Below are 26933 nucleotides of genomic sequence, written 5' to 3'. Positions count from 1 at the left end.
TGGTCAGCTGCGGGGCATCGGCGGCAACGGCCTTACATCAGGCGCGATCTGTGAGCCGGGCGTCGCCCGCACGATCGTGATGAGCCGGTCCGTCAGCTCCAGCGTGCCGACGGCCGGATCGTCGTAGCCGAGCACCCGGTGACCGCGTATGACGCTCACCACCAGGTCGGTGACCTCCCGCGGGGTCTTGCCCACCTCGGCCTTGACCACCGGCCGTTCGACGATGTCGAGCCCGCTGCCCTGCTGGATGAGGTCCTCCATCACCATGCCCGCGGAGGGGCTGAGCACCGACAGGCCGAGCAGACGGCCGGCGGCGCTGGCACTGGTGATGACCGCGTCGGCGCCCGACTGCTTGAGCAGCGGCGCGTTCTCCTCTTCCCGCACGGCGGCCACGATGTTCGCCCCGCGGTTGAGCTGCCGGGCCGTCAGCGCCACCAGGACCGCCGTGTCGTCGCGCTGCGTCGCGATGATGATCTGGCGCGCCTTGTGCACCTCGGCCCGCTTCAGCACCTCACTGCGCGTCGCGTCCCCGACGATGCCCGCGTACCCCTCGGCGGTCGCGGCGTCGATCACCTTGGAACTGGGGTCGACCACGACGACCTGCTCCTTCCTCAGGCCCGTCGCGCAGACGGTCCGGATCGCCGACCTGCCCTTCGTGCCGAATCCGATGACGACGGTGTGATCGCGCAAGGTGGACCTCCAGCGGGTCAGTCGCCACTCCTCCCGGGTGCGCTCGGTGAGGGCTTCGAGGGTGGTGCCGACCAGGATGATCAGGAACAGCACACGCAGGGGCGTGACGAGGAGGATGTTCGTGAGCCTGGCGGTATCGCTGGCGGGGGTGATGTCGCCGTAGCCGGTGGTGGAGAGGGTGACGGTCGCGTAGTAGAACGCGTCGAGGAGTGTGAGGCCACCGCCCGCGTTGTCGTTGTAGCCGCCGCGGTCGGCGTAGACGATCAGCGCGGTCACGACGAGGACCACCAGCGCGATGGACAGCCTCTTGGCGACCTGGCGGATCGGGTGCTCCACCACTTTCCTCGGGAGTTTCACCCGATGGGTCACCAGATGCTCGTCCGCCTGGCGGGCGATCGCGTCCTGACCCGGAAGTTTCACGTGAAACACACCCCGATTCCTCCGGACGCCCAGGGCAGGTCGAGCAGTTCCGCCTCCTGCCCCGCGCGGGCACCGCCCGGGGGCACGACCGCCAGGGCGTCGGCCGCCGCGATGCCGCGCAGCATGGCCGGTCCGTTGTAGTGCAGCGGCACGGCCTGGTCACCCCGCAGGACGACGGGGATGAGCCGGGTGTCGTACGGATGCCCGTGGACGGCGTCCCTGAGCGGCAGCGTGTACGGCTCCGGGGCCGGACGGGCCGCGAGGGTCCGCAGCAACGGCTCGGCGAGCGTCAGCAGCCCGGAGACGGCGGCGAGCGGGTTGCCCGGCAGGCCGACGAGGTGCTGGGTCTCCGAGATGCGGGCCAGCAGCATGGGGTGGCCGGGGCGCACCTTGACGCCATCCACGAGCAGTTCCGCGCCGATGCGGCGCAGCGTGGGGTGGACGTGGTCGACGGGGCCCGCGGCGGTGCCGCCGGTGGTGACGACCACATCGGCGTCGGACGTGGTGATCGCCCTGTGCAGGGCGCCGGCGTCGTCGCCGATGCGTCGTACGGCGGTGACCTCGGCGCCGAGCGCTCGCAGCCAGGGCGGCAGCATCGGGCCGAGCGCGTCCCGGATCAGACCGTCGTGCGGCCTTCCCTCGGTGAGCAACTCGTCGCCGAGGACGAGGACTTCGGCCCGAGGGCGTGGGACGGCGCTGACGGTGTCGTACCCGGCCGCCGCGGCGAGCCCGAGTACGGCCGGGGTGACGAGGGTGCCGACGGGCAGCAACTGGTCGCCGCTGCGGCACTCCTGGCCGCGCGGGCGGATGTCCTGGCCGGGGACGACGTCCCTGGTCGCGTACAGGCGGCCCTTGTCGTCGGTGCGGCCGTGCTCGCTGCGCAGAACGGCGGTGGTGTCCGGGGGGATGCGGGCGCCGGTGGCGATCCGGACGGCCTCGCCGTCGGTCAGGGGCCCGGGCGTGGCGTGCCCGGCCAGGATTCCGTCGTCCCGGACGTCCCAGGGGGCGGGCCCGGCGACCGCCCAGCCGTCCATCGCGGAGGTGTCGAAGGAGGGGAGGTCGGTGAGGGCGTCGAGGGGGGCGGCCAGGGTGAGGCCGAGGGCGGCTTCGAGCGGCACGGAGACGGGCCGGCGGCGGGTGGGCCGGGCGATGCCCCGCGCGGCGCGTTCGGCGGTGGCCCGGGCCTCCGGCCAGGGGGTGGCGTGGTGGCGGGGCTCCGGCCGGGGAGAGGTGTCCGCCGGGCCGGAGGCGCGGCGGCTGTCCGTCTCACCTCGTCCGGCGGGGCCGGGCTGGTCGTTGCTGTTGTTCACGAGGGCGAGCACCTCCTCGACGTCGAGGTCCTCGGCGTCCTCACCGGCGCGTGTGCCGTGCGGGGTCATCCGGCGTCCGGGCGGGTGTCGGGCGTCGCGTCGGGGGCGACGTCGGGCTGGGGCGGGGTGCCGGAGGTCTGGGCCTGTGCGGCACTTTCCTCCGCCCAGCGGGTGGCGAGGGCCGCGGCCTTGTGGGCGGCCTCGGCGACCGCCTCGGGGCCGCCGCCCGCCCGTGCGGCCGCGTACCCGACGAGGAAGGTGGTCAGCGGCGCTGCCGGCCGGTCCACACCGTGGGCGGCGTCGCGGGCGAGGTCGAGCAGCAGGCGGGCGTCGACGTCGAGGTCGATCCCCAGGTCGTCCTTGACTACGGAAATCCATTCATCCAACACGTGCCCATGCTCCCTGATACGTGCCCTGGCGGTGGCGATGTCGTCCCAGGTGTCGCAGTCGAAGGACGCGACGGGGTCCGGGACGCGGGTGAGGTCCAGCTCGGCGATCAGCCGCCGCAGCGGGAGACCGGTGAGACCGTCGTGCCGGTCGGAGAGAAGCGCGAGCCCCTCGCGCAGCCGAGTCGCGTCGTAGGCGGCCACGAGTGGCTGGTCACGGCCTTCGGGGTCGGTCAGCAGCACGCCGTCGGCGGCGCTCGTCCGGAGCGTGCTCAGGAGCTGGTCGACCGTGTGCTCCCGCAGGAACGGCAGATCGGCGGAGAGCACCACGACGTGCTCCGCCCTGGTGTGCCGGAGACCGGCGTCGAGCGCGGCGAGCGGGCCGCCGCCGGGCGGGTCCTCCTGGGCCCAGGTCACGGGCCGGGCCGTCGGCCGGGGCGCGGCGACGACGACGGTGGCGCGGGCGCCCGCGCACGCGGCGAGCACCCGGTCGAGCAGAGCCCGGCCGCCCACGCGCACACCGGGTTTGTCCGCGCCTCCGAGGCGCCGGGCGGCACCGCCGGCGAGTACGACCGCGTCGTACGCGGCGGGGTCCGGCCCGCGCGCGGGGCCGGTGCCGGATTCGCCGGGGGGCTGGTAGGCGGTCACCCCCTGAGTATGCGTGCCCCCGCGATCACAAGGAACTCGGGGGAACCGACACGATCAGGGGCACCAGCTCGCGGGCGGAGTAGGACTCACAGCATCCGTCCTTCGGGGCCGGACCGGAGATCACAGCGTCCGTCTTTCCGGGCCGGACCGGAGATCACAGCGTCCGCAGCAACACCGCCGGCTGTTCCACGCAGTCCGCCACGTAGCGCAGGAAGCCGCCCGCCGTGCCGCCGTCGCACACCCGGTGGTCGAAGGTGAGCGAGAGCTGGACGACCTGCCGCACCGCCAGTTCGCCCTCGTGCACCCACGGCTTGGGGACGATGCGGCCGACGCCGAGCATGGCCGCCTCGGGGTGGTTGATGATCGGGGTGGAGCCGTCGACGCCGAAGACGCCGTAGTTGTTCAACGTGAAGGTCCCGCCGGTGAGTTCCGCGGGCGTCAGTGTCCCGGTCCGGCCCGCCTCGGTCAGCCGGGCGAACTCCGCGGTCAGCGACTCGGCGTCGCGCGCGTGCGCGTCCCGGACGACCGGGACGACGAGGCCCCGGTCGGTCTGCGCGGCGAAGCCCAGGTGCACGTGCTCGAACCGGACGACCTCCCTGGCCTCCGCGTCCACCGTGGAGTTGAGCTCGGGGAAGCGGGCGAGGGCCGCCGTGCAGATCCTGGCCAGCAGGGCGAGGAGGGAGATCTTGGGACCGCCGGCCGCGTTCATGGCCGTGCGCGCCCGCATGAGCTCCGTGGCGTCGGCGTCCACCCAGCAGGTGGCGTCCGGGATCTCGCGGCGGCTGCGCGCCAGTTTGTCGGCGACGGCGCCCCGGATGCCCTTGAGCGGCGTGCGGATCTCGCCGTGGGCCGCTGCCGCGGTGGGCTGCGCTGACGTGGACCGCGGTGCGGTGGGCTGCGGTGCGGTCGCCGTGCTCGTCGCCTGCGGCACGGGCGCGTGCGGCTCCGCCGTCTGCGCCGCACCCGCTCGGGCAGCGGCACGCAGCGCGTACTCCACGTCCGCCCGCAGGATCAGCCCGTCGGGGCCGGACCCGGTCAGCTCCCGCAGATCGAGGCCGTTCTGCCGGGCCAGCCGGCGGACCAGCGGCGAGATCACGGGGACCGGGCCGTCCTCGGTCCCGGGGACACCCGCCTGCCCGTTCACCGCCGCCGGGCCGGCGCCCTGCCCGGTCGTCACCGCCCGGGAGCCCGCCGCGGACGCATCCGGCACCGGCCTCTGCTGCCGCACCCTGCGGCGCCGCGCGGGCGCCTCGGACGTGCCGTATCCGACCAGGACGTTCCCGGAACCCCCGGCGTCGGCGGACCTCGCGTCCCCGGCATCGGACGCCGGCCGCTCCCCCACCGCCACCGTGATCAGCGGCGCCCCGACGGGCAGTTCCGTGCCCTCCTCGCCGAAGCGGGCCGTGACCACACCGCCATAGGGACAGGGCACCTCGACCATCGCCTTGGCCGTCTCGACCTCGACGACCGGCTGGTCGATCGCGACGACGTCCCCGACCTCGACGAGCCAGCGCACGATCTCCGCCTCGGTGAGCCCCTCACCCAGGTCGGGCAGCTTGAACTCCAGCACCTGTGCCATCAGCTCTCGGCCTCCCATTGCAGGCGCCCCACGGCGTCCAGGATCCGGTCCACACCGGGCAGGTGGTGGCGCTCCAGCATCGGCGGCGGATACGGGACGTCGAACCCGGCCACGCGCAGCACCGGCGCCTCCAGGTGGTGGAAGCAGCGCTCCGTGACCCGCGCCGCGATCTCCCCGCCCGGGCCGCCGAAGGAGCCCGACTCGTGGACGACGACCGCGCGTCCCGTCCGCCGCACCGAGGCGCACACCGTCTCGTCGTCGAACGGCACCAGGGAGCGCAGATCGACGACTTCGAGATCCCAGCCCTCGGCCCGGGCCGCCTCGGCCGCCTCCATGCAGACGGGTACGGACGGGCCGTACGTGACGAGCGTGGCGCTCCGGCCCGAGCGCCGCACCACCGCGCGGCCGATCGGTTCAACGGGCGCGGGTTCCTCGGGGTTCCAGGAGTCCTTCGACCAGTACAGCCGCTTCGGCTCCAGGAAGACGACCGGGTCGTCGGAGGCGATGGCGGCGCGCAGCAGACCGTAGGCGTCGGCGACGGTGGCCGGCGTGACGACATGGAGCCCCGGAGTCGCCATGTAGTACGCCTCGGAGGAGTCACTGTGGTGCTCGACGCCGCCGATGCCGCCGCCGTAGGGGACACGGATGGTGATCGGGAGGGGCATCTTGCCGCGGGTGCGGTTGCGCATGCGGGACACGTGCGAGATGAGCTGTTCGAACGCCGGGTAGGCGAACGCGTCGAACTGCATCTCCACGACCGGGCGCAGGCCGTACATCGCCATGCCGACGGCCGTGCCGAGGATGCCCGCCTCGGCCAGCGGGGTGTCGGTGCAGCGGTCCTCGCCGAACTCCTTGGCGAGTCCGTCGGTGACGCGGAAGACGCCGCCGAGGGTGCCGACGTCCTCGCCCATGACGTGCACGGCGGGGTCGGCGGCCATGGCGTCGCGCAGCGCGCGCGTGAGGGCCTGCGCCATGGTGGCCGGCTTGACGGCGACGGTGGTCATCGGTGCGTCCCCTCCGACTCGCTCTCGGCCTCCAGCTCGGCCCGCAGCTGGTCCTGCTGCTCGCGCAATTGGGGTGTGGGCTCGGCGTAGATGTGGGCGAACAGGTCCATGGGGTCGAGCGCCGGGTCCTGGTTCATGTGCGCGCGCAGGTCGGCGGCCATCGCCTCGGCGGCGTCACGCGCGGCCTGCTTGCCGGCCTCGTCGAGCAGGCCGCGCGCGGTCAGCTCCCGCTCCAGCAGCTCGATCGGGTCGTGTTCGCGCCAGGTCTCGACCTCGGCGTCGCCGCGGTAGCGGGTCGCGTCGTCGGCGTTGGTGTGGGCGTCGACCCGGTAGGTGATGGCCTCGACGAGGGTCGGTCCGCCGCCGGCGCGCGCGTGGCGTACGGCGTCGCTCAGCACCTCGTGCACGGCGGCGGCGTCGTTGCCGTCGACCAGGCGGCCGGGCATGCCGTAGCCGACGGCCTTGTGGGCCAGCGAGGGGGCCGCGGTCTGCTTGGCGAGCGGGACGGAGATCGCGAAGCCGTTGTTCTGGACGAGGAAGACCACCGGGGCCTGCCAGACGGCGGCGAAGTTCAGCGCCTCGTGGAAGTCGCCCTCGCTGGTGCCGCCGTCGCCGACCATGGCCAGCGCGACGACGTCGTCACCCTTGAGGCGGGCGGCGTGCGCGAGGCCCACCGCGTGCGGCAGCTGGGTGGCGAGCGGGGTGCACAGGGGGGCGACCCGGTGCTCGTAGGGGTCGTAGCCGGTGTGCCAGTCGCCGCGCAGCAGCGTGAGCGCCTCGACGGGATCCACGCCGCGGGCCACGACGGCGAGCGTGTCGCGGTAGCTGGGGAAGAGCCAGTCCTGCTCCTCCAGCACGAGCGCGGCGGCGATCTCGCAGGCCTCCTGGCCGGTGGTGGAGGGGTAGACGGCGAGGCGGCCCTGCTTGGTGAGCGCGGTGGCCTGGGCGTTGTAGCGGCGACCGCGGACCAGCTGCGCGTACAGCGTGCGCAGCAGCTCCGGGTCGGCCTTCGCGGCCGCCTCGGTGCCGAGGACGCGGTACGGCTCGGCGTCGGGCAGCAGCGGCGCGGGGTCCGTGCGGGGCTGCCAGGCGGGCGGCGGAGTCGGCCGGTACGCGCCCCGCTGCTCCATGACCGTCATGACGGCACCTCCTCGTGGGGAGCGGCTTCGTGCAGGCGCGTCGGCGGTGATGCGCCTCACCTACCGATTGTTCGGTCGTCGGCACAATTTGGCTACGGGTGACCTCAGGCTGTGGACAAACGGTTCTCCACAGCCTGTGATGGACGCAGTACGTCCATGCTAGGGAGGCGGGCGCAGGTGGCATCTGAACAAATGGCCGAGAGCCAGGACGACAGCAGCCTGCCGCCACCGCCGCGCCCGCTCGACGCCATCGACCAGGACATCCTGCGCATGCTCCAGGCGGACGGCCGCGCCTCGATACGGTCGGTCGCCGAGCGGGTCCACGTCTCGCGCGCCAACGCCTACGCCCGGATCAACCGACTCGTCGAGGACGGTGTCATCCGCGGCTTCGGCGCCCGCGTCAACCACGAACGGGCGGGTCAGGGGACATCCGCCTACATCACCCTGAAGATCGTGCAGAACTCCTGGCGCACGGTGCGCGAGGAGCTCAGACAACTGCCCGGCGCCTCGCACATCGCCCTGGTGGGCGGTGATTTCGACGTGCTGCTGCTGGTGCACGTGTCCGACAACCGGGCGCTGCGCGAGCTGGTGCTGACCCGGCTCCAGGCGATCCCGCAGGTGCTCAGCACGCGCACGCTGCTGGTGTTCGAGGAGGAGGACCTGGAGCCGCAGGGCTGAGCTCAGGCGCTCTTGCCGAGCCCGCCGAACGCCAGCTGCACCACCGCGTCGGCCACCTCGCGCTCGCTCATGCCCCGCCCGCCCGGCTTGTACCACTCGACGATCGAGTTGATCATGCCAAAGACCAGCCGGGTCACCAGGCGGACCTCTATGTCGCCGCGCACGTCCCCGTCCGCGGCGGCGGCCTTGAGCAGGTCGGCCACCCGGTGGTCGAAGTCGCGGCGGCGCTCCAGGGCCCACCGCTCGGTGTCCGTGTTGCCGCGCACGCGCAGCAGGAGGGTCACATAGGGCAGTTCGGCTATGAGCACCTCGACCATGCGCCGCACGACGTACTCCAGGCGCTCGGCGGCGCGCCCCACGCGCGCGTGCTCCTCGTCGAGGATCCCGAACAGGCCGTCCAGGGCCCGGCTCACGGCGCGGCGCAGCAGCTCCTCCTTGCCGGCGACGTGGTGGTAGATCGACGACTTGGAGATGCCGGCCGCCTTGGAGAGGTGCTCCATGGAGGTGCCGTCGTAGCCGCGCTCGTTGAACACCCGGACGGCGACGGACAGCAGCGTGTCCGGGGTGTAGGTGTCGCGCTTGGCGGTGGTCATGAGGCGGTGCCCTCCCGCTTGTCGGAGGCGTGGGCGTGGCGGTACAGCGCGAGGGACGGCGCGTAGCGCCCCGAGGGGTCGCGCAGGTGCAGGTCGTCCAGGAGGGCGTAGGCCCAGGAGCGGCCGAGCCTGCGGCTCCACTCGAAGGGGCCCAGGGGGTAGTTGACGCCGAGGCGCATCGCGGTGTCGATGTCCTCCTCGGTGGCCACGCCCTTGGCGACGGCGTCGTGCGCCAGGTCGATGATCCGCGCGACCGTCCGGGCGACGATCATGCCGGGCACGTCGCCGATGACGGTGACCTTCTTGCCGAGCGCCTGGAACAGGCCGATGGCCTCGGCGAGGGTCTGCGGGGAGGTGTCCTGGGAGGCGGACAGGGCGATCCGGGTGGCCTTGCGGTAGTCCAGGGCGAGGTCGAAGTAGACGACGTCCCGGAACTCCACGGAGGTCTGTCCGTCGGCGAGGGCGAGCTGACCGCCGCTCGGCAGCACCAGGCGGGTGCCGTTGTCCTCGTCCTCGTCGCGGACCGGGATGCCCGCCTCGCGGATCAGGGCGAGCAGGTCACCGGCCGGGCCCAGGTCGCCCTCGGTGACGACGTAGGCGGGCGGCTGCCGCTGCTCCGCCGTGTCGGGCTCCGGGCGCTCGGCGCCGTCCCGGTGGTCGTACCAGCCGTGACCGGTCTTGCGGCCCAGCCGGCCGGACTCGACCAGGCGGCGCTGGGCGAGGGACGGCGTGAAGCGCACGTCCTGGAAGAAGGACTCCCAGACCGACCGCGTGACGGCCTCGTTGACGTCCTGGCCGATCAGGTCGGTCAGCTCGAACGCGCCCATCCGGAAGCCGCCCGACTCGCGCAGCACGGCGTCGATGGTGGCCGGGTCGGCGCCCTGCGCCTCGTACACCGCGAAGGCTTCGGCGTAGAAGGGCCGGGCGATGCGGTTGACGATGAAGCCGGGGGTGTCCGCGCAGGCGACCGGTGTCTTGCCCCAGGCGCGGGCGGTCTCGTACGCGCGCGTGGCGTACGTGACGTCGGTGGCGAACCCGGAGACGACCTCGACCAGCGGCAGCAGCGGCGCCGGGTTGAAGAAGTGCAGGCCGACGAAGCGGCCGGGGACGCGCAGGGCGCCGGCGACGGCGGTGACGGACAGGGACGAGGTGTTGGTGGCGAGCAGGCAGTCGTCGTCGACGATGTCCTCCAGCTCGCGGAACAGCTCCTGTTTGACGTCGAGGCGCTCCAGGACCGCCTCGACGACGAGGGCGCAGTCCGCCAGCTCGGAGAGCGTCCCGGCGGGCAGCAGCCGGGCGCGGGCGGCGTCCCGGTCGGCGCCGGTGAGCCGCTCCTTCTCCACGAGCCGGTCCAGACGGGCCCCGATCGCGTCGGCGGCCTCCCGAGCGCGTCCGGGGATGGTGTCGTACAGCCGTACGGGATGGCCGGCGACCAGCGCGACCTGGGCGATTCCCTGGCCCATGGTGCCGGTGCCGACGACGGCCACGGGGCTGCTGAGGTCGAGTGCTGTCATGTGCGCGATCCTCCCGCACGGGGTTTTCCACAGATGCGGCGGACCCCCTTGAACCGACCGATCGTTCGGTTACTCTAGCTCTGTCCGAGTGTTCCTGCCCAGGTTTCTGCCCAGGTCATGAACTCGACGAGGAGTTCTTGAGACGAGGAGTTGGTCACCCATGACCGCCGCACTCTCGGCGCACGAGCTGATCGCCCGGCACCGGTCCACCCTCGACCAGGCGCTGGAAGCGATCCGCACGCGCGCGTACTGGTCCCCGCACCCCGAGCACCCCAAGGCCTACGGGGAGAACGGCAGCCTGGACGCGGCCGCGGGCAAGGCCGCCTTCGACGCCCTGCTCGGCAGCCGCCTCGACCTCGGCCAGCCGGGCACGGACGACTGGGTGGGCGGCGAGACCTCCCCGTACGGCATCGACCTGGGCGTGACGTACCCGCACGCGGACCTCGACGTGCTGCTGCCCGCCATGAAGGCCGGACAGCGGGCCTGGCGGGACGCCGGCGCGGAGCAGCGCGCGGTGGTCTGCCTGGAGATCCTCAAGCGCATCAGCGACCGGACGCACGAGTTCGCGCACGCGGTCATGCACACCTCCGGCCAGGCGTTCATGATGGCGTTCCAGGCGGGCGGGCCGCACGCGCAGGACCGCGGCCTGGAAGCGGTGGCGTACGCCTACGTGGAGCAGGTCCGCACGCCCGACACGGCGGAGTGGACCAAGCCGCAGGGCAAGCGCGACCCGCTCGCCATGACCAAGCAGTTCACTCCTGTCCCGCGGGGCATCGGCCTGGTGATCGGCTGCAACACCTTCCCCACGTGGAACGGCTACCCGGGCCTGTTCGCCTCCCTCGCCACCGGCAACGCGGTCCTGGTCAAGCCACACCCGCGCGCGGTGCTGCCCCTCGCGCTCACCGTGCAGGTCGCCCGCGAGGTGCTCGCCGAGGCCGGTTTCGACCCGAACCTGGTGGCGCTGGCCGCCGAGCGCCCCGGCGAGGGCATCGCCAAGACGCTCGCGCTGCGCCCCGAGATCCGGATCATCGACTACACGGGCTCGACGGAGTTCGGCGACTGGCTGGAGGCCAACGCCCGCCAGGCCCAGGTCTACACGGAGAAGGCCGGCGTCAACACGGTCGTCGTCCACTCCACGTCCGACTACAAGGGCATGCTCTCCAACCTGGCCTTCTCGCTGTCCCTCTACAGCGGCCAGATGTGCACGACCCCGCAGAACCTGCTCGTCCCGCGGGAGGGCATCTCCACGGACCAGGGCCCCAAGTCGTACGACGAGGTGGTCGCCGACCTCGCCAAGGCGGTCGACGGGCTCCTCGGCGACGACGCCCGGGCGAACGCGCTGCTGGGCGCGATCGTCAACCCGGACGTGAAGGCCCGGCTGGAGGCCGCGGCGGGGCTGGGCGAAGTAGCGCTCGCCTCCCGGGAGATCACCAACCCGGAGTTCCCCGGCGCGGTCGTGCGCACGCCGGTGATCGTGAAGCTGGACGGGGCCAAGCCGGACGCGGAGGCCGCGTACATGAGCGAGTGCTTCGGGCCGGTCTCCTTCGCCGTGTCGGTCGACTCGGCGGCGGACGCGGCGGAGTTGCTGCGGCGGACCGTCCGGGAGAAGGGCGCGATGACCGTCGGGGCGTACACCACCGACCCGGAGGTCGAGCAGGCCGTGCGGGAGGTGTGCCTGGAGGAGGCGGCGCAGTTGTCGCTGAATCTCACGGGTGGGGTGTATGTGAACCAGACGGCCGCGTTCTCCGACTTCCACGGGTCGGGTGGAAATCCGGCGGCCAGTGCGGCGCTGTGTGACGGGGCGTTCGTCGCCAACCGGTTCAGGGTGGTCGAGGTGCGGCGGGAGGCCTGAGCACTCGGGGGTGCGGTGATCGCGCGGGCGCGGGCCCTTCGTGGTTGCTCGCGCGGTTCCCCCCGCCCCTAAGGCATGTGGCAGCTCCAGTGGTACAAGGTCATCGCCACGCTCGTCGCCAGGTTGTAGCTGCTGACCTGGGGGCGCATGGGCAGGGACAGCAACTGGTCCGCACGCGCGCGTAGTTCCGGTGACAGGCCCGTGCGTTCGGAGCCGAAGGCGAGGACGGCGTCGTCCGGGAGCTTCAAGGCCCGGATGTCGTCGCCCTCCGGGTCCAGCGCGAACAGCGGGCCGGGCGGCAGGTCGGACACCTCCAGCCGTTCCACCGCCGTCGCGAAGTGCAGCCCGGCCCCGCCGCGCACCACCGTGGGGTGCCAGGGGTCGACCGTCCCCGTCGTCACCACGCCCGTCGCCCCGAAGCCGGCGGCCAGGCGGATCACCGCGCCCGCATTGCCCAGGTTGCGCGGGTTGTCGAGGACGACGACGGGGGCCGTGCGGGGCGTGTACGCCAGCTTCCGGAGGTTGGACTCGCGGGAGGGCCGTACGGCCAGGGCGGCCACGGCGGTGGGATGCGGGCGCGGGACGAACGACGCGTACGTCTCGTGCGGCACCTCCGTCAGCAGCCCGGCCAGCGCGTCCCGTACGTCCGGGGCCAGCTCGTCGGCGAGGGCGAGCGTGGCCGCCCGGTCGGCGGTGACCGCGACCGGCACCTCGGCGCCGAACCGCACGGCGTGCTTGAGGGCGTGGAAGCCGTCGAGCAGGACGGTACTGCCGGCGAGCCGGCGCCAGACGGTGACGGGGTCGGTCATGTCCCGAAGCCTACGTGCGTGGCCTCCGGGCGGTCGTGGGTGTGCTGCTCGCCGGGCTGGGCGGACCCGTCGCGCCGCAGCAGCCGGTCACGCGCGCGTGCCGCCCGGCCGCCCAGGCGGCGCAGGAAGGACGTCGGCAGGAACACCGCGTCGGCCGCGATCATCGCCAGCGAGAAGAACGGCAGCCCGAGGACGACGGCGATCACGGCGTGCTCGGTGATCATGATCGCCAGCAGGACGTTCTTCACCCGCCGGTTGAACAGCGTGAAGGGGAAGGCGACCTGCACGAGGACCGTCCCGTAGGTCACGAGCATCACCATCGTGCCGCTGGCGGTCAGCAGGTCGGCGAGCCCGGGCCAGGGCGAGAAGTACTCCAGCTGGAGCGGGTAGTAGACGGCGGTCCCGTCCTGCCAGCGGGAGCCCTGGATCTTGTACCAGCCGGCCGTCGCGTAGATCAGGCACGCCTCGGCCATGATCACGAACAGGGCGCCGTTGTGCACGACGTTCGCGACGACGTCGAGCATGATCCGCGGCTCACCGGTCTTGGCGCGGCGCCCGGTCAGCCACCACAGGGCCTGCGCCGCCCACACGGTCCACAGCAGCGCCGGTATCAGCGGTTCGCCCTCCATCCGGCCGGCCAGGGTCGCCCCGAGCAGCAGGAACCCGAGCACACCCCACAGGACAAGCCCGGTCCGGTCCGTGACCCGCTCGCCCCGCGCGTTTGCCGCCCGGGCCCACGCGGCCCGCCGGGCGTCCAGCGACCACACCCGGGCGCAGCGCGTGAACACCAGATAGATCGACATCAGGTGCAGCACGTTGTCGCCGCCGTCGCCCATGAAGACGCTGCGGTTCTGGAGCGACAGCACGCCGACCATGAACAGCACCGACATGGTGCGGGTGCGCCAGCCCAGCATCAGCAGGGCACTGGCGAGGACGGCGAGCAGGTAGACGGTCTCGAACCAGATACCGCCGTCCGACCACATGAGAGCGGTGAAAGCCTTGTTGGTCCCGATCAGCTGCTCGGCGAGACCCCAGCTCCAGGGCCCGTCGGGGCCGTAGAGCTCGTGGCGGTGGGGGTACTCGCGCAGCAGGAAGAGCAGCCAGGTCGCGCTGAAGCCGATGCGGATCACGGCGGTCTGGTACGGACCGAGGGCGGCCTCGGTGACCAGGGCGATACCCCGCGAGACGGCCAGGGAGAAGCGGTTCACCGCACGCCACCCCCGGCCTCGTCCGCCGGCACCGGCCACCACGGCAGCTCACGGTAGGCCGGCGTCGTGGACACCTTCTCCCGGCTCCACTTCGGCGCGGGCACATTGCTGGTACGGGAGCGGACCTGGACGCGCTCGATGGCACCACCGCCCCCGGTGGCGGCCCGCACGGCGTCGTCGCGGTCGAGGCGCAGCACCACGATCCGGCGCAGATACGACTCGGAGAGCGAGCCGCGCAGGCCCACCGGGCGGTTCTCGCCGTCGTGTGTCGCGAGGAAGAAGTCCCAGGCCCGGCGCAGCTCGTTCTGCTGGGTGTGGCTGGGCAGCAGGTTGCCGTCGATGGCCCGGCCGTCCTCCGCGGACAGGTCGTACCAGCCGGTGGTGAGGTTCCCGCCCTCCCCGTCCCGGACCTCGGCGCGGACCTGGATCGAGATGTTCTGCTGGAGCGGGTTCGGCGCGAAGAGCTTCCAGTTCTGCTCGAACTCCGGGTAGATCCAGTCGTCCACGGCCTTGCCGTGCTCCCGGGTGACGGTGTTCGGCGGCGCGACGTGCAGGAACGTCATCCCGAGGTGCGCACAGGCCCCGACCGCGACGACCGCGAGCGCCAGGGCGACACCGATCTGGTAGCGGAGGGAGAGCGCGGCTATACCCGCACGGGGTCCGGCGGGCGCGTGCGGCTCGGCGGGCGCGTGCGGCTCGGCGGGCGCGTGCGGCTCGGCGGGCGCGTGCGGCTCGGCGGCCGGGTCCGGCTCGGCGGGCGCGTGCGGCTCGGCGGCCGGGTCCGGCTCGGCGGGCGCGTGCGGCTCGGCGGCCGGGACCGGCTCGGCGGGCTCGTGCGGCTCCTCGGCAAGCCCGACGGACGGGGCGGGCGCACCCGAAGCGGCAGTCGCGCCGGACTCGGCGGGAACACCCGGCCCGGCCTTCCCCGCCGGCCCCGCCGGCCCCGCCGGCCCCTCCGGCCCGTCCGGCCCGCGGGCGTTCGAGCCTCCGTCGTACGCGTCCATTCAGCCCCGTCCACGATCCCGGTCAGTCGTTGTCGTCCGCCCGGTCGCGAGGGCGTCGCACCGCCCGCGCACCGCTGCGCGACGTCGGCACGGGCACCGTACTCAGGCCGCCCTCCCGCGCACAGCCTCTTGCGCCGGTTCCGGCCGTGGCCGTCACCACACCACGGAACCCGACCCGCCGCCGACCCCACGCCGGGGGTGAGCAGACCGGAGGCGGATCGGAGGCGGATCGGAAACAGACCGTACGGCGCGCGCGGCGGCCGGGGAGCGGCGATCCCCCTGGTCCACAGGGGACCCCCGCAGGTTGTCCACAGGGCGCCCGGGCCGGTCGCCCTCAGGAGTGACACCCTACGACGCCCGCCCGTACGCCCATTCCCTTCTTCTAGAACCTGTTCTATCTTGCGCCCGTCAGCTCAACGGGACCGGCCGGAAGGACAGGCACCGTGGACTTCACCTTCACCGAGGAGCAGCAGGCGGCGGCCGAGGCGGCGAAGGGCGTGTTCGCCGGGGTCGCACCGGACACCGTGCCCAGCCCCGCCCTCACCCCGGGCGCCGTCGCCGACACCTTCGACCGCGCCCTGTGGGACAGGCTCGCCGACGCCGATCTGCTGAGCCTGCTGCTGGACGCGCGCTACGGCGGGGCCGGCCTGGACGCGATCGCGCTGTGCCTGGTGCTGCGGGAGTCGGCGCGCGTGCTGGCCAGGGTGCCGCTGCTGGAGAACAGCGCGGCAGCGGCCGTCGTCCAGGCCTACGGCAGCGATGAGGCCAAGGCCGCCCTGCCGGCCCGGGCGTGCCGGGGCGAGCTCGTGCTGACCGTCGCCGCGCACGGCCGCACCGGCCACGACCCGGCCGAGCTGGCCGTCACCGCACGGCGGGACGGCCAGGCGTGGGTGCTGGACGGAGTGCAGACGGCGGTGCCATGGGCGTACGACGCGGACGTCACGGTCGTCCCCGCGCACACGGAAACGGGCCGGACCGTGCTCGCCCTGGTGCCCCGTGACCAGGAGGGGACCGTCCTCGCCGAGCAGTTCTCGACGAGCGGTGAGCGGCTCGGTGAGCTGCGGCTGGAGTCGGCACGGCTCGCCGCCCGGGACGTGATCGACGCGGACGGGGCTTGGGAGTGGCTGCGGGATCTGCTGGCCACCGGGACGTGTGCGCTGGCGCTCGGCCTCGGAGAGCGCGTGCTGCGGATGACCGGGCGGTACACGAGCGAGCGGGAGCAGTTCGGCTTCCCGATCGCGACCTTCCAGGCCGTCGCCGTGCAGGCCGCCGACCGCTACATCGACCTGCGCGCGATGGAGGTCACGCTGTGGCAGGCCGCGTGGCGGATCTCCTTGGGGGCGCCGGGCGCGCTGCCCGCCGCCGGTGACGTCGCCGTCGCCAAGATCTGGGCGGCGGAGGGCGTCCGCCGGGTCGTGCAGACCGCGCAGCATCTGCACGGCGGGTTCGGCGCCGACGTCGACTACCCCCTGCACCGGTACCACGCCTGGGCCAAGCACCTGGAGCTGTCGCTCGGCCCGGCGGCGGCGCACGAGGAGGCCCTGGGCGACCTGCTGGCGGCCCACTCCCTGGGCTGATCCCACCGGCGACCGGGCACCGACGAGGCGGGCGCTGGAGGCGGGCGCTACAGGACGAAGCCGGGCTGCCCGTCGTCCGTCACGACGGGACGGCCCGCCGCCTCCCACACCTGCATGCCGCCGTCGACGTTCACGGCGTCGACGCCCTGCTGGGCCAGGTACATCGTGACCTGGGCGGAACGCCCGCCGGAGCGGCAGATGACATGGACCCGGCCGTCCTGCGGGGCGGCCTCGGTCAGCTCGCCGTAACGGGCGACGAACTCGCTGATGGGGATGTGCAGCGCCCCTTCGGCGTGACCGGCCTTCCACTCGTCGTCCTCCCGGACGTCCAGCAGGAAGTCGCCGTCCTTGAGGTCCGCGACCTCGACCGTGGGCACACCAGCTCCAAAACTCATGCCTCCGACGCTACCCGAACCGGCGCCCGGCCCGACCGCACTGCGGCCCGACGGGAGTGCGGCCCGACCCGAGTGCGGCTCAGCCCTCGGCGAGCAGCGCGGCCAGCTCCCGCTCCCGCTCGGTGACCTGGGTGAGCAGCTGCTGCCCGATCTCGTCCAGGAGGCCGTCCGGGTCGTCCGGGGCCAGCTGGAGCATGTGGCCTATGGCGCTCTCCTCCAGCTCCTTGGCGAGCAGGGCGAGCAGCTCCTTGCGCTGGGCGAGCCATTCGAGGCGGGCGTAGAGCTCCTCGGCGCGGCTCGGGCCCCGCTTCAGCTCGGGCCCCTTGGCCCACTCCTCGGCGAGCTCGCGCAGCTCCGCCTCGTCGCCCCGGGCGTAGGCCGCGTTCACCCGGGTGATGAACTCCTCGCGCCGCTCGCGTTCCTTCTCCTCCTGCGCCAGGTCGGGGTGGGCCTTGCGGGCCAGCTCGCGGTAGAGCTTGCGGGCCTCCTCGCTGGGGCGGACCCGCTGCGGGGGCCGGACCGCCTGGTCCGTGAGCATCGCCACGGCCTCCGGAAAGAGGCCGCTGTCGTCCATCCAGCCGTTCAGCAGCTCCTCGACGCCGGGGATGGGCGCGAGCCGGGCCCGGGCCTCCTCCGCCCGGCGCCGGTCCTCCACGTCGCCGCTGCGGGCGGCTCTGGCCTCGAGGATCCGGGCGTCCAGCTCCTCCAGCCGGGCGTAGAGCGGACCGAGCTTCTGTTCGTGCAGCCGGGAGAAGTTCTCGATCTCGACGCGGAAGGTCTCCACCGCGATCTCGTACTCGATCAGCGCCTGCTCGGCGGCCCGCACGGCCCGCTCCAGCCGCGCCTCGGGCCGCGCCGCCTCGCCTTCGCTCTGCGCCGCGCCGTCCTCGGAGCGAGGCTCGCCTCCGTCGGCACGCGCCGCATCACCTTCGGGCGTCACCCGTTGCTCACCGGCGCCGCCACCACCCTGCTCAGCTTCCGGGGTCGTCACCCGACCAGCGTAGGCCACGGCCCGACCGCTCCCGCGCCGCGGACCGTCACCCGCCCGGGCTCCTCAGGGTTCACACCCCCATCTCCGCGGCGACCTTCCCCGCCCGCACCGCCGCGACCAGGTCCGCATGGTCCGCCTCCGTACGGTCCGCATAGGCGACGGCGAACGCGGCGATCGCCTCGTCCAGCTCCTCGCTCTTGCCGCAGTAGCCGGCGATCAGGCGGGGGTCGGCGCTGTGGGCGTGGGCGCGGGCCAGGAGGGCGCCGGTCATCCGGCCGTAGTCGTCTATCTGGTCGGCGGCCAGGGCGGCCGGATCGACGCTGCCCTTGCGGTTGCGGAACTGGCGGACCTGGAAGGGGCGCCCGTCGACCGTCGTCCAGCCCAGCAGGATGTCGCTGACGACTTGCATCCGCTTCTGTCCCAGCACGACCCGCCGCCCCTCGTGCTCGGCCGCCGGCGCGTCGAAACCGGCCGTCACCAGATGCGGCACCAGCGCCGACGCCCGCGCCTCCTTCACCTGGAGCACCAGCGGCTCGCCCCGGTGGTCCAGGAGCAGCACCACGTAGGACCGGGTGCCGACACTGCCGGTGCCGACGACGCGGAACGCCACGTCGTGCACCGCGTGCCGGGCGAGGAGCGGCAGGCGGTCCTCCGGCAGGGTGCCGACGTACTCCTCCAGGGACGCCGCCACCGCCGCGGCCTCCTCGTCCGGGACGCGCCGCAGCACCGGCGGGGCGTCGACGAAGCGGCGCCCGCCGTCCTGCGTGGCCTCCGTCGACTTGGCCGCGAAGCGGCCGCTGGTGTTGTGGCGGGCCTTCTCGGAGACCCGCTCCAGCGTGCCGATCAGGTCATGGGCGTCCGTGTGGGAGACGAGCTCCTCGTCCGCGATGGCGTTCCACGCGTCCAGCACCGGGAGCCTGGCCAGCAGGCGCATGGTGCGGCGGTAGGCGCCCACCGCGTCACAGGCCGCCTTGCGGCACCTGTCCTCGTCCGCTCCGGCCTCCCGGCCCGCGAGCACCAGGGACGCCGCGAGGCGCTTCACGTCCCACTCCCAGGGGCCGGGCACCGTCTCGTCGAAGTCGTTCAGATCGATGACCAGGCCGCCGCGGGCGTCGCCGTACAGGCCGAAGTTGGCCGCGTGGGCGTCTCCGCAGATCTGGGCCCGGATCCGGGTCATGGGGGTGCGCGCCAGGTCGTGGGCCATGAGGCCCGCGGCGCCGCGCAGGAATGCGAACGGGGTGGCGGCCATGCGACCGACCCGGAGCGGCGTCAGCTCGGGGAGCCGGCCTCGGCCCGACTCCTCGACGGCGCTCACCGCGTCGGGCCGGGACGCGTCCGGATCGAGCGTGGCGTGCGCGCTGCGCGGGATCGGTTTGCGCAGGGCCTTGCCCTCGTCCTTGGGCGAGCCCTCGACGGGCCACTCGGCGAAACCGCGCACCCGCGGCAGCCGACGGGTCGCCCCCTGCGCCGCCCCGCCCTCGGCTCCGGCACCGTCCCTGGTCACACCGACCGCCTCCCCCGCACGCGCACGAACATCAACTCGTGCGACCGTACAGCCGACGGCCGAAACGCGTCAGACCCTGTGGACAACTCCACAGCTGTGGACGACCCGTGCGGAGCACACCGGCTCCTAGCCTGTTGCGAGAGTGACCTCTGCCGCGCGGCGCCCGGCACGCTCCCCCACTGCCTTAGGGGCGTGCGAGGTGCCCCCACTCGCCGCACCGCCCGAAAGCCCGAGTACGCCCGTACGAGGGCTTCCGGGCGGCACTCCCCCAGCCTTCGGCCGGGGGGACCCCCAGAGCACGCACCGGACGCCGCGCGGCCGCCCTCCGGGCGACGAGGCCACTTTCGCAACAGGCCCTAGGTTGCACACCTAGGCCCCCGTCGAGACAGCCTGCTCCTGCACCTGTACCCGCCCCTGCACGGGCACCTCCACCCGCCCCTGCGCCAGTACCCGCTCGGCCCGCTCCGCCGAGATGTCGAGCCGGGCCAGCACCGCGGGGACGGCGATACTCGGCAGGAAGTGTTCGAACATCACGACGATGCGGCGCTCCAGATCCTGCCGCTGGCAGCGCAGCTGCGACAGCAGCTGCACCCCCGAGAAGCTGCCGACCAGCAGCTCCGCCGTCTCCGCCACGTCGACATGCGGCAGCAGTTCGCCCTGCGCCTTCGCCTCGGCCAGCATCTGCACGTTCTGGTCGATCCACATCCGGAAGGCCGGCGTGCGGTCGAGGTCCATCGCCCCCTGGTCGAGGGCGAGCCCCACACTGGCGCGGACCAGCGGTTCGGACCGCAGCCGGCGGGCCAGCACCAGCCCGGAGTCGACGAGTTCCTGGAGCTGGCTGGACTGCGGCGGGAGCGTGATCGCGAGCTGCTCCTCGAACACCCCCAGCGCGAGCTCCTCCTTGGAACCGAAGTGGAAGTACAGCGCGCCCTTGGTGACGCCCGCCCGGTCCAGGATCTCCCCGATGGTGGCCGAGGTGTAGCCGCGTTCGTCGAAGACGGCCGCGGCCGCTTCGAGGATGGTCCGCCGGGTGCGGATCGCGCGCTCCTGTCGCGCCATCGGGTGCCTCCAGATCTCCGTCGATTCCAGTGAAATCGCTGTGCAGCGGGGGCGCGGAGAGCCTGGCCCAGCGGTTTGGCCCACCCTTTGAAAAAAACCGGCTCGTCCGTATCTTAGTCAAACGCCGACCTCAGCCAGGCAGCCGATCCTGGGGGTTCTCATGCCGCAGTCAGAACCTTTAAGCGCACCCGTGGACGATCAGACCGGACAGGAGGGCCGTCCGGCAAACAGAACCACCGCGGCCGTCGAGAACGCGCCATACGCCGCAGTCACCGACCGCACAGAACCCCCCGGCCTCCCCGGAGTCCCCGAAGCCGTCCCGGTCACCAAGGAACTCGCCCACCGCACCACCGAAGCAGACGTCTTCCCCACCCGGTGGCGCCGAATCTCCGAAACCCGCTTCCGCTTCACCGCTCACTGGCCGGCCGCCCACGCCTTCTTCGGCCCCGTGGACGACCGCCACCAGGACCCGATGATCGTGGGCGAAACGTTGCGGCAGGCCTCGATGGTGCTCGCGCACGCCGAGTTCGGCGCTCCCGCCGACACCCACTTCGTCATGTGGGACCTGACGGTCCACACCGACCCCTTCGCGCTCCTGCTGGCGGACGCGGACGAACCGGTCGACGTCGACGTCGTCTGCTCCGAGATACGCCGGCGCGGTCGCGGCCTGCACAGCATGCGGACCACGATGGAGTTCCGCCGCGCGGGACGCTTCGTCGCCCGCGGCACCGGCAGCACCGCCTGCACCTCACCCCTCGCCTACCGCCGTCTGCGGGCGAAGCAGTTGGCCGAACTGGGCACCCCGGTGCCGCTGCTGCCGGGCATCTCACCGGCGCTCGCCGGCCGCTCCCGCGCCCAGGACGTCGTCCTCGCCCCCGCCGACCGCCCCGGCGTCTGGCGACTGCGCGTGGACACCGACCACCCGGTGCTCTTCCCGCGGCCCAACGACCACGTGCCCGGCATGGTCCTGTTCGAGGCGGCCCGCCAGGCGGCGGCCGCCGCGTCCGGCCGGCAGCCCTTCCTGCCCCGCTCGATGACGGCGGCCTTCTCCCGGTACGCCGAACTGCACACCCCGTGCTGGATCGAGACGGAGGTGCTCGACGAGAACCCGCGGGATCCGGCGGAGACGACCGTACGGGTCTCGGGGCGGCAGGACGGCGAGTCCGTCTTCAGCGCCACGCTGACCTGCGCGCAGCCGGCCCGGGTACGGTCCCTGTCGTGACGGTCGACTTTCTCATCACGGGCGCGAGCGGCTTCGTCGGCAGCAGGGTCGCCGCCGTCGCGCACCGGCAACCCGGCGTCCGGGTGCGGCACTTGTCACGCCGTACGCCACCGGGAACAGGCCCCGGCGAGTTCGTCCGGGGCGACCTCGGCGACCCGCTCTCCCTGCGGGGCGTCTGCGCGGGCGCCGACGTCCTGGTGCACTGCGCCGCGCGGATCGGCGGCGACGCCGGGAGCGTCGAGGCCGTCAACGACCTGGGCACGCGGGCCCTGGTCGAGGAGGCCGTGCGCGCCGGAGTGCGCCGGATCGTGTACGTGAGCACGGCCGCCGTGTACGGCCGGGGCCCCTTCCGCGGTGTCCACCCCGGGGAGGTGCCGATCGCGCCCGCGTCGGCCACCAGCCGCACCCGGGCCGCCGCCGAACGGCACGTCCTCGACGCGGGCGGCCTGGTGCTGCGCCCGCACCTCGTGTACGGCGAGGGCGACCAGTGGGTCGTCCCCGGAGTGGCATGGCTGCTGGGCGAGTTGTCGGCGACGACCCTCACCGGCTGCGAGGCGCTCCTGTCGATGATCGACGTCGACACGCTGGGGCGTGCGGTGGTGGCCGCGGCCCTGTCCCCGGCGCACGACGGCGGTGTGCACCACGTCAACCACCCCGAGCCGGTGAGCGTCCCGGACCTGGTCGGGGCCGTGCGGACCCTGCCGGCTGAGCCCGGCGGCGGTGCGGCGGTGGACGTCGCCACCGCCTTCGACCGGGCCGCCGGTAAGCCGCTCGTCCTGCATCACCTCGGCATGCTCACGGTCGACCACTGGTTCGTGGACGACGCCTTCTGGAAGGACCTCGACTGCTCGCCCGGCGAGGGGTTCGCGGCCGGATTCAGTCGCGCGGCACCCTGGTACCGCTCGTTCCTCCGAGGCCGGAAAGCTTCCTGATCGCCTCCGCCTCCTCGGGACGCGGGCCAGGGTCCGGTGCGGCGCTCCCGGGCCGGCCGTGCAGCAGCACGGGCAGCTCCTGGTGCCCCGTGGAGATGATGGACCGCAGCCGCCGCGGAGGCCGGGACGGATCGGCCAGGGCCAGCCGCGGGAACCGGTCGAACAGGGACGTCAGGGCCACCGTCGCCTCGGCCATGGCCAGGGGCCGGCCCAGGCAGTGGTGCACGCCGTGGCCGAAGGAGACGTGGTCGCGGCTGGTGGACCGGGTGATGTCGAACCGATCGGCGTCCGGGCCGTGCCGCTCGGGGTCGCGTCCGGCACCGGCGAACGAGACCACGACCGGATCGCCCTTCGGAATGGTCAGACCCGGCTCGATCTCGATGTCCTCGACGGCGTAGCGCAGCCCCGACATGGCGCCGGGCGCCTCGAAGCGCAGCGACTCCTCGATGGCGTCCTCCCAGGTCACCTGTCCGGAGCGGACGAGTGCGAGCTGGTCGGGGTGGGCGAGCAGGCTGTGCACGGTGTTGTCGATGAGGTTGACGGTCGTCTCGAAGCCTGCGGTGAGCAGCAGGATCAGGTTGTCCATCAACTCCTGTTCGCTGAGGCTGCCGTCGTCGTGCGCGGCCATGAGGGCCGTCGTCAGGTCGTCGGCCGGGTGCTCGCGCTTGTACTGCAGGAACGCGGTCAGCGTGCCGTACAGCTCCACTCCGTTGGCCTGGGCGTCCTCCAGGGTGATCGCCGTGTCGAAGAAGCGGTTGATGATGCGGTAGAGGGACGCCCGCGGACCGCCCTCACCCGGCGGCACGCCGAAGAGTTCGCACACCACCTCGTGCGGTATCGGCGCCGCGAACGCCGCGCGCAGATCGACGACTTCGCCCTCGGGGATCCGCTCCAGGCCGTCCAGGGCCCGGTCGACGATCTCCTGGACGCGCGGCAGCAGCGCGTCGACGCGGCGCTTGGTGAAGGCGGCGGCCATCGGTTTGCGCAGCCGGCTGTGGTCGCTGCCATAGGCCGTGACCATGTTGCGCACCGACACCCAGATCGCGAGCGGCCAGGTGCGGGAGATGTCCCCGTTGATCCAGGCCGGCCAGTGCTGGAAGGCGTCCTTGCTCGTCTCGGGGCCGGCCAGGAGCCGCTTGTTCAGCTCCAGGCCGTTGATCCACCACGCCCGTACGCCGCCGGGGAGTTCCACCTCCACGGCCGGTCCCCGGGCCCGGATCCGGGATATCTCGCCGTACAGGTCCTGGCCGGACGGGTCGATCGCCAGGAAGGGGCAGGCCTGTTGTGCCATGACTCATCGCTCCTCGGTCCAGAGGCTGGGGAACCATCGTGCGATCCACATGACGAAAAAACTTGGCATCCGGTTTGTTTTGGTCACCACTTCACCCACTGTCGGCCAGGGGGAGCCCGGCCGGGCGCCGACCAGGCGCGGGCGGCGACGCCCCGCTACCGCAGTGCGAGCCCCGCCCTGCCCGGCTCCTCCCACGCCACGCCGGTCTCATCCGCTGCCCCGGGATCCGGCTCGGCCCCGGCCGGGTCCACCACACCGGCCAGGTGCGGTGCGGCCACGCAGGGCAGGAGCAGGTGCCACAGGTCGGTCAGCGAGGAGCGGGCGAGCCAGCCGGGGTCCTCCCGGCCCAGCACCTCGATGCCGGTCGTGGCGGCGAGGACGACGGCGCAGGAGCGGTGCGGCGGCATCCCGGCGGCGAGTTCACCCCTGCGCTCGGCCTCGGCCAGCAGTGCGTGCACGCACTCCCGCCACTCCCGTCGCAGGTCACGCACCCGCCCGGCGACCGCCTCGGCGTTGAGCCGCAACCCCGCACGCACCACGATGTCGGCGCACAACAGCCGTGCGACGTGGTGCGTGACGTCCACGAGGCGCTGGAGGGCGCACCCGTCGCCGTCGCGGGCCCGTGCCGCGATCCGGCACAGCCCGCGGGCGGCCGTGTGCTCGACGGCTTCGGCCACGGCGGCCTTGTTCGCGAAGTGGAAGTGCAGCGCCCCGGAGCTGACGCCGGCTCCCGCGCTGATCTCCGCGAGGCTGGCCCGGACGTATCCCCGTGCCTCGAACTGCTCGGCCGCCGACCGGATCAGCGCGAGACGGGTCCGGACGGCCCGGTCCTGTTTGGTCACCCCTGGCTCCCCTGGAGGGCTCTGATGGCGACGCAATGAAACCAACTCGCTGGTTTTTCCACAACGCGCCGACGAGCCAGGGGCCTTGGCGGCTGCGCCGCTCCGCCGGGCCGCGGACCCACCCGGCAGTGACATCGACGCCGAGCACCTCGCGGCCCGGAGCACTGCCTAGTGCCGCGGCAGGCAACGTTCGCCCGACAAGGAGCGGCGTCCGGTGCGTGCTCTCGGTGTGCCGCCCGGAAGCCCTCGTACTGGACGTACTTGGGCTTTCGGGCGGTGCGGCGAGAGGGCGTTCGCGACGGGGCGAACGTTGCCTGCTGCGGCACTAGGACCGCAAATACGCCAGCACGGCCAGCACCCGGCGATGGGTCTCGCCCGCCGGTGGCAGGTCCAGCTTGGTGAGGATGCCGGAGATGTGCTTGCCGACGGCCGCCTCGGAGACGACCAGTTCGCGGGCGATCGCGCTGTTGGACCTGCCCTGCGCGATCAGCGCGAGCACCTGACGCTCACGCGGGGTGAGCCGCTCCAGCGGGTCGCGGCGGCGGCGCAGCAGCTGCCGTACGACCTCGGGGTCGACGACCGTGCCGCCGTCGGCCACCTCGCCGAGCGCCTCGACGAACTCCTCGACCTGGCCGACGCGGTCCTTGAGCAGATAGCCCACGCCCGCGCCGTCACCGGAGTCCAGCAGCTCGGCGGCGTACCGGCGCTGCACGTACTGGCTGAGGACCAGCACGGGCAGCGTGGGCCGCTCCCCCCGCAGCCGTACGGCCGCGTGCAGGCCCTCGTCCTGGAAGCCGGGCGGCATCCGCACGTCCGTCACCACCACGTCGGGGGTGTGCTCCCCGACGGCCGCGATCAGGGCCTCGGCGTCCCCCACGGCCGCGACGACCTCGTGTCCGCAGCGTTCGAGCAGCCCGACGAGCCCGTCCCGCAGCAGCACGCTGTCCTCGGCCAGGACCACCCGCAGTGGTCGCTCAACTCGCAAGGCCACAAGGGATCTCCACACGCAGCAGGGTCGGTCCGCCGGGCGGACTGGACAGGGAGAGTCTGCCATCGAGCACCGACACCCGGTCGGCGAGTCCGGTCAGCCCGCTGCCCTCCCCGGCCCGCGCCCCGCCGCGCCCGTCGTCACGGACCTGCAGGACCAGCCGGCCGTCGCGGTGCCCGCCGCTCACCTCCGCCCGGCTCGCCCCGCTGTGCCGGCCCACGTTGGCGAGCGCCTCGCACACCACGAAGTACGCGGCGGCCTCGACGGCCTGGGAGAACCGTCCGGGCAGCTCCAGGTCGACGTCCACGGGCACGGCCGAGCGGTCGGCGGCGTCGGCGACGGCGGCTTCGAGGCCGTAGTCGGCGAGGACCTTGGGATGGATGCCGTGGATGAGTTCGCGCAGTTCCGCGAGGGCCGTGCCCGCCTGCTCATGGGCCTTGGCGAGCTGGTCGGCCAGCGGGCCAGGCGGGGCGTCCAGCCGGGCCAGGCCGAGCGTCATCGTCAGGGCGACGAGCCGCTGCTGCGCCCCGTCGTGCAGATCGCGCTCGATCCGCCGCCGTTCCGCCTCGAAGGCGTCCACCAACCGCACCCGGGAACGGGCCAGTTCGACCACCCTGGCCCCCAATTCCGCCTCGCGCGGGGCGATCAGCAGCCGTGCCAGCCCGGCCCGCGCACCGACGGCGACGCCCAGCAGATAGGCGCCAAGGGCCAGCAGGACGAGCCCGAGAGCGGCGAACGCGAAGGCCGCCGGCCAGCTGGTGACGGTCCAGAGCTTGAGGACCTTCGCCTCCTGCCCGTCGCCGACGGTGGCCATCAGCAGCGGCGTGAGCGCCACGACCAGCGGACAGAGCAGGGCGACGCACAGCGCGAGGGCGTCGACCGGCCACAACAGCCCCGCGAACAGCAGGGCGTGGCCGAGCTCGCGCCACGTGGCCCGCTCCCGCAGCCGGGTCGTCAGCCACGCCCGAAGGCCCGGCTCGCCGGGCGTCCCGTGCTGCCCGGGCGCCGGATCCGGGCCGACCAGCCGCAGCCTGTGCCGCTCCACCGCGGCGACCGGGATGCCCGCCAGGGCCGTGCACAGGAGCAGCGGCAGTCCCACCAGAACGAGCGCGAACACACCCCCGACCACCGCCGAGGCCACGATCCCCACGAGCACGACGACGCCGGTCACCACGCCGGTGAACAGGTAGGCGGCCGAGCGCCACGGCCACGCGGACATCAGGTAGCCGGGGCGGCCCATGGCCTGCCACACGTTCCGAGGCTGCATGGGGATCACCGTAGAAGCCCGCCACGGCCCC

The 26933-nt window shown here is 73.2% G+C and carries 24 protein-coding genes; 5 read left to right on the top strand and 19 right to left on the bottom strand.

Translation table 11 applies throughout. The annotated features are described in order from the left end of the window. Positions 1 to 3: 3 nt before the first annotated feature. From AC07F0_RS04450 to pdhA, 6 genes are all read right to left on the bottom strand, one after another. Positions 4 to 1110 carry a potassium channel family protein gene (locus AC07F0_RS04450; RefSeq protein WP_478974068.1) on the bottom strand — a complete coding sequence of 369 codons (1107 nt, stop codon included), beginning with the start codon at positions 1108 to 1110 and terminating at the stop codon, positions 4 to 6. Then, positions 1107 to 2489 (bottom strand): molybdopterin molybdotransferase MoeA, encoded by a 1383-nt coding sequence (locus AC07F0_RS04445; RefSeq protein WP_478974066.1) that lies wholly within the window; start codon positions 2487 to 2489, stop codon positions 1107 to 1109. Before AC07F0_RS04445 ends, AC07F0_RS04450 begins: the two co-directional genes overlap by 4 nt. Then, positions 2486 to 3454 carry an NTP transferase domain-containing protein gene (locus tag AC07F0_RS04440; RefSeq protein WP_478974063.1) on the bottom strand — a complete coding sequence of 323 codons (969 nt, stop codon included), beginning with the start codon at positions 3452 to 3454 and terminating at the stop codon, positions 2486 to 2488. The genes AC07F0_RS04445 and AC07F0_RS04440 overlap by 4 nt, the downstream gene beginning before the upstream one ends. Positions 3455 to 3608: 154 nt before the next feature. Next, positions 3609 to 5033 carry a dihydrolipoamide acetyltransferase family protein gene (locus tag AC07F0_RS04435; RefSeq protein ID WP_478974060.1) on the bottom strand — a complete coding sequence of 475 codons (1425 nt, stop codon included), beginning with the start codon at positions 5031 to 5033 and terminating at the stop codon, positions 3609 to 3611. Then, positions 5033 to 6037: an alpha-ketoacid dehydrogenase subunit beta gene (locus AC07F0_RS04430; RefSeq protein WP_478974057.1), complete on the bottom strand. Its 1005-nt coding sequence runs from the start codon at positions 6035 to 6037 to the stop codon at positions 5033 to 5035. The genes AC07F0_RS04435 and AC07F0_RS04430 overlap by 1 nt, the downstream gene beginning before the upstream one ends. After that, positions 6034 to 7176, bottom strand: coding sequence for a pyruvate dehydrogenase (acetyl-transferring) E1 component subunit alpha (gene pdhA / locus AC07F0_RS04425; protein WP_478974054.1), 1143 nt, complete (start codon positions 7174 to 7176; stop codon positions 6034 to 6036). The genes AC07F0_RS04430 and pdhA overlap by 4 nt, the downstream gene beginning before the upstream one ends. Positions 7177 to 7368: 192 nt before the next feature. Here pdhA and AC07F0_RS04420 point away from each other — a divergent pair, with 192 nt between their 5' ends. Then, a complete protein-coding gene (locus AC07F0_RS04420) occupies positions 7369 to 7854 on the top strand; it encodes an Lrp/AsnC family transcriptional regulator (protein WP_356927288.1) in 486 nt (161 codons plus the stop codon). 2 nt (positions 7855 to 7856) lie between these two features. Here the strand turns inward: AC07F0_RS04420 and AC07F0_RS04415 are convergent, their stop codons facing one another. Further along, positions 7857 to 8447 carry a TetR/AcrR family transcriptional regulator gene (locus AC07F0_RS04415; RefSeq protein WP_436728691.1) on the bottom strand — a complete coding sequence of 197 codons (591 nt, stop codon included), beginning with the start codon at positions 8445 to 8447 and terminating at the stop codon, positions 7857 to 7859. Beyond that, a complete protein-coding gene (locus AC07F0_RS04410) occupies positions 8444 to 9961 on the bottom strand; it encodes a 3-hydroxyacyl-CoA dehydrogenase (RefSeq protein WP_478974051.1) in 1518 nt (505 codons plus the stop codon). Before AC07F0_RS04410 ends, AC07F0_RS04415 begins: the two co-directional genes overlap by 4 nt. Positions 9962 to 10121: 160 nt before the next feature. Here AC07F0_RS04410 and paaN point away from each other — a divergent pair, with 160 nt between their 5' ends. Then, positions 10122 to 11813, top strand: a complete 1692-nt coding sequence (gene paaN / locus AC07F0_RS04405; RefSeq protein WP_478974048.1) for a phenylacetic acid degradation protein PaaN — start codon at positions 10122 to 10124, stop codon at positions 11811 to 11813. Positions 11814 to 11881: 68 nt separating this feature from the next. Here paaN and AC07F0_RS04400 read toward each other — a convergent pair whose 3' ends face one another. The 3 genes from AC07F0_RS04400 to AC07F0_RS04390 are packed head-to-tail and all read right to left on the bottom strand — an operon-like array spanning position 11882 to position 14834. After that, positions 11882 to 12622: a TrmH family RNA methyltransferase gene (locus AC07F0_RS04400; protein WP_478974045.1), complete on the bottom strand. Its 741-nt coding sequence runs from the start codon at positions 12620 to 12622 to the stop codon at positions 11882 to 11884. Beyond that, positions 12619 to 13830 carry an HTTM domain-containing protein gene (locus AC07F0_RS04395; protein WP_478974043.1) on the bottom strand — a complete coding sequence of 404 codons (1212 nt, stop codon included), beginning with the start codon at positions 13828 to 13830 and terminating at the stop codon, positions 12619 to 12621. The genes AC07F0_RS04400 and AC07F0_RS04395 overlap by 4 nt, the downstream gene beginning before the upstream one ends. Continuing rightward, positions 13827 to 14834, bottom strand: coding sequence for a DUF5819 family protein (locus AC07F0_RS04390; RefSeq protein WP_478974040.1), 1008 nt, complete (start codon positions 14832 to 14834; stop codon positions 13827 to 13829). The genes AC07F0_RS04395 and AC07F0_RS04390 overlap by 4 nt, the downstream gene beginning before the upstream one ends. Before the next feature lie 443 nt (positions 14835 to 15277). On the opposite strand from AC07F0_RS04390, the gene AC07F0_RS04385 reads away from it, so the two are divergent. After that, the gene (locus tag AC07F0_RS04385; RefSeq protein WP_478974037.1) at positions 15278 to 16411 is read left to right on the top strand and encodes an acyl-CoA dehydrogenase family protein; all 1134 of its coding nucleotides are present in this window, start codon (positions 15278 to 15280) and stop codon (positions 16409 to 16411) included. A gap of 47 nt (positions 16412 to 16458) precedes the next feature. On the opposite strand, the gene AC07F0_RS04380 is transcribed toward AC07F0_RS04385, so the two are convergent. From AC07F0_RS04380 to AC07F0_RS04365, 4 genes are all read right to left on the bottom strand, one after another. Further along, on the bottom strand, positions 16459 to 16788 hold the full coding sequence (locus AC07F0_RS04380; RefSeq protein WP_356927289.1) for a rhodanese-like domain-containing protein: 330 nt from the start codon (positions 16786 to 16788) through the stop codon (positions 16459 to 16461). A 97-nt stretch (positions 16789 to 16885) separates the two neighbouring features. Beyond that, positions 16886 to 17797 (bottom strand): hypothetical protein, encoded by a 912-nt coding sequence (locus tag AC07F0_RS04375; protein ID WP_478974034.1) that lies wholly within the window; start codon positions 17795 to 17797, stop codon positions 16886 to 16888. Between the two features lie 70 nt (positions 17798 to 17867). Then, positions 17868 to 19301 carry a DUF2252 domain-containing protein gene (locus AC07F0_RS04370; RefSeq protein ID WP_478974031.1) on the bottom strand — a complete coding sequence of 478 codons (1434 nt, stop codon included), beginning with the start codon at positions 19299 to 19301 and terminating at the stop codon, positions 17868 to 17870. 369 nt (positions 19302 to 19670) lie between these two features. Continuing rightward, complete coding sequence (locus AC07F0_RS04365) at positions 19671 to 20360, bottom strand: ScbR family autoregulator-binding transcription factor (protein WP_478974028.1); 690 nt, start codon at positions 20358 to 20360, stop codon at positions 19671 to 19673. A 190-nt stretch (positions 20361 to 20550) separates the two neighbouring features. Between AC07F0_RS04365 and AC07F0_RS04360 the strand changes: the two genes are divergently transcribed. Together AC07F0_RS04360 and AC07F0_RS04355 are read left to right on the top strand one after the other, a co-directional pair. Further along, on the top strand, positions 20551 to 21582 hold the full coding sequence (locus tag AC07F0_RS04360; RefSeq protein ID WP_478974025.1) for a ScbA/BarX family gamma-butyrolactone biosynthesis protein: 1032 nt from the start codon (positions 20551 to 20553) through the stop codon (positions 21580 to 21582). Beyond that, positions 21579 to 22514: an NAD-dependent epimerase/dehydratase family protein gene (locus AC07F0_RS04355; RefSeq protein ID WP_478974022.1), complete on the top strand. Its 936-nt coding sequence runs from the start codon at positions 21579 to 21581 to the stop codon at positions 22512 to 22514. Before AC07F0_RS04360 ends, AC07F0_RS04355 begins: the two co-directional genes overlap by 4 nt. Here AC07F0_RS04355 and AC07F0_RS04350 read toward each other — a convergent pair. From AC07F0_RS04350 to AC07F0_RS04335, 4 genes are all read right to left on the bottom strand, one after another. After that, positions 22459 to 23805: a cytochrome P450 family protein gene (locus AC07F0_RS04350; protein ID WP_478974019.1), complete on the bottom strand. Its 1347-nt coding sequence runs from the start codon at positions 23803 to 23805 to the stop codon at positions 22459 to 22461. The two genes, AC07F0_RS04355 and AC07F0_RS04350, sit on opposite strands and share 56 nt — an antisense overlap. A 155-nt stretch (positions 23806 to 23960) precedes the next feature. Continuing rightward, positions 23961 to 24647, bottom strand: a complete 687-nt coding sequence (locus tag AC07F0_RS04345) for a ScbR family autoregulator-binding transcription factor (protein WP_478974016.1) — start codon at positions 24645 to 24647, stop codon at positions 23961 to 23963. 325 nt (positions 24648 to 24972) lie between these two features. Beyond that, positions 24973 to 25632 (bottom strand): response regulator, encoded by a 660-nt coding sequence (locus AC07F0_RS04340; RefSeq protein WP_478974953.1) that lies wholly within the window; start codon positions 25630 to 25632, stop codon positions 24973 to 24975. Beyond that, the gene (locus tag AC07F0_RS04335) at positions 25622 to 26875 is read right to left on the bottom strand and encodes a sensor histidine kinase (RefSeq protein WP_478974950.1); all 1254 of its coding nucleotides are present in this window, start codon (positions 26873 to 26875) and stop codon (positions 25622 to 25624) included. The genes AC07F0_RS04340 and AC07F0_RS04335 overlap by 11 nt, the downstream gene beginning before the upstream one ends. Between the last annotated feature and the right edge of the window lie 58 nt (positions 26876 to 26933).

The organism is Streptomyces sp. NPDC045955 (assembly GCF_056430805.1).
This window is presented reverse-complemented; position numbering and strand designations above follow the sequence as displayed.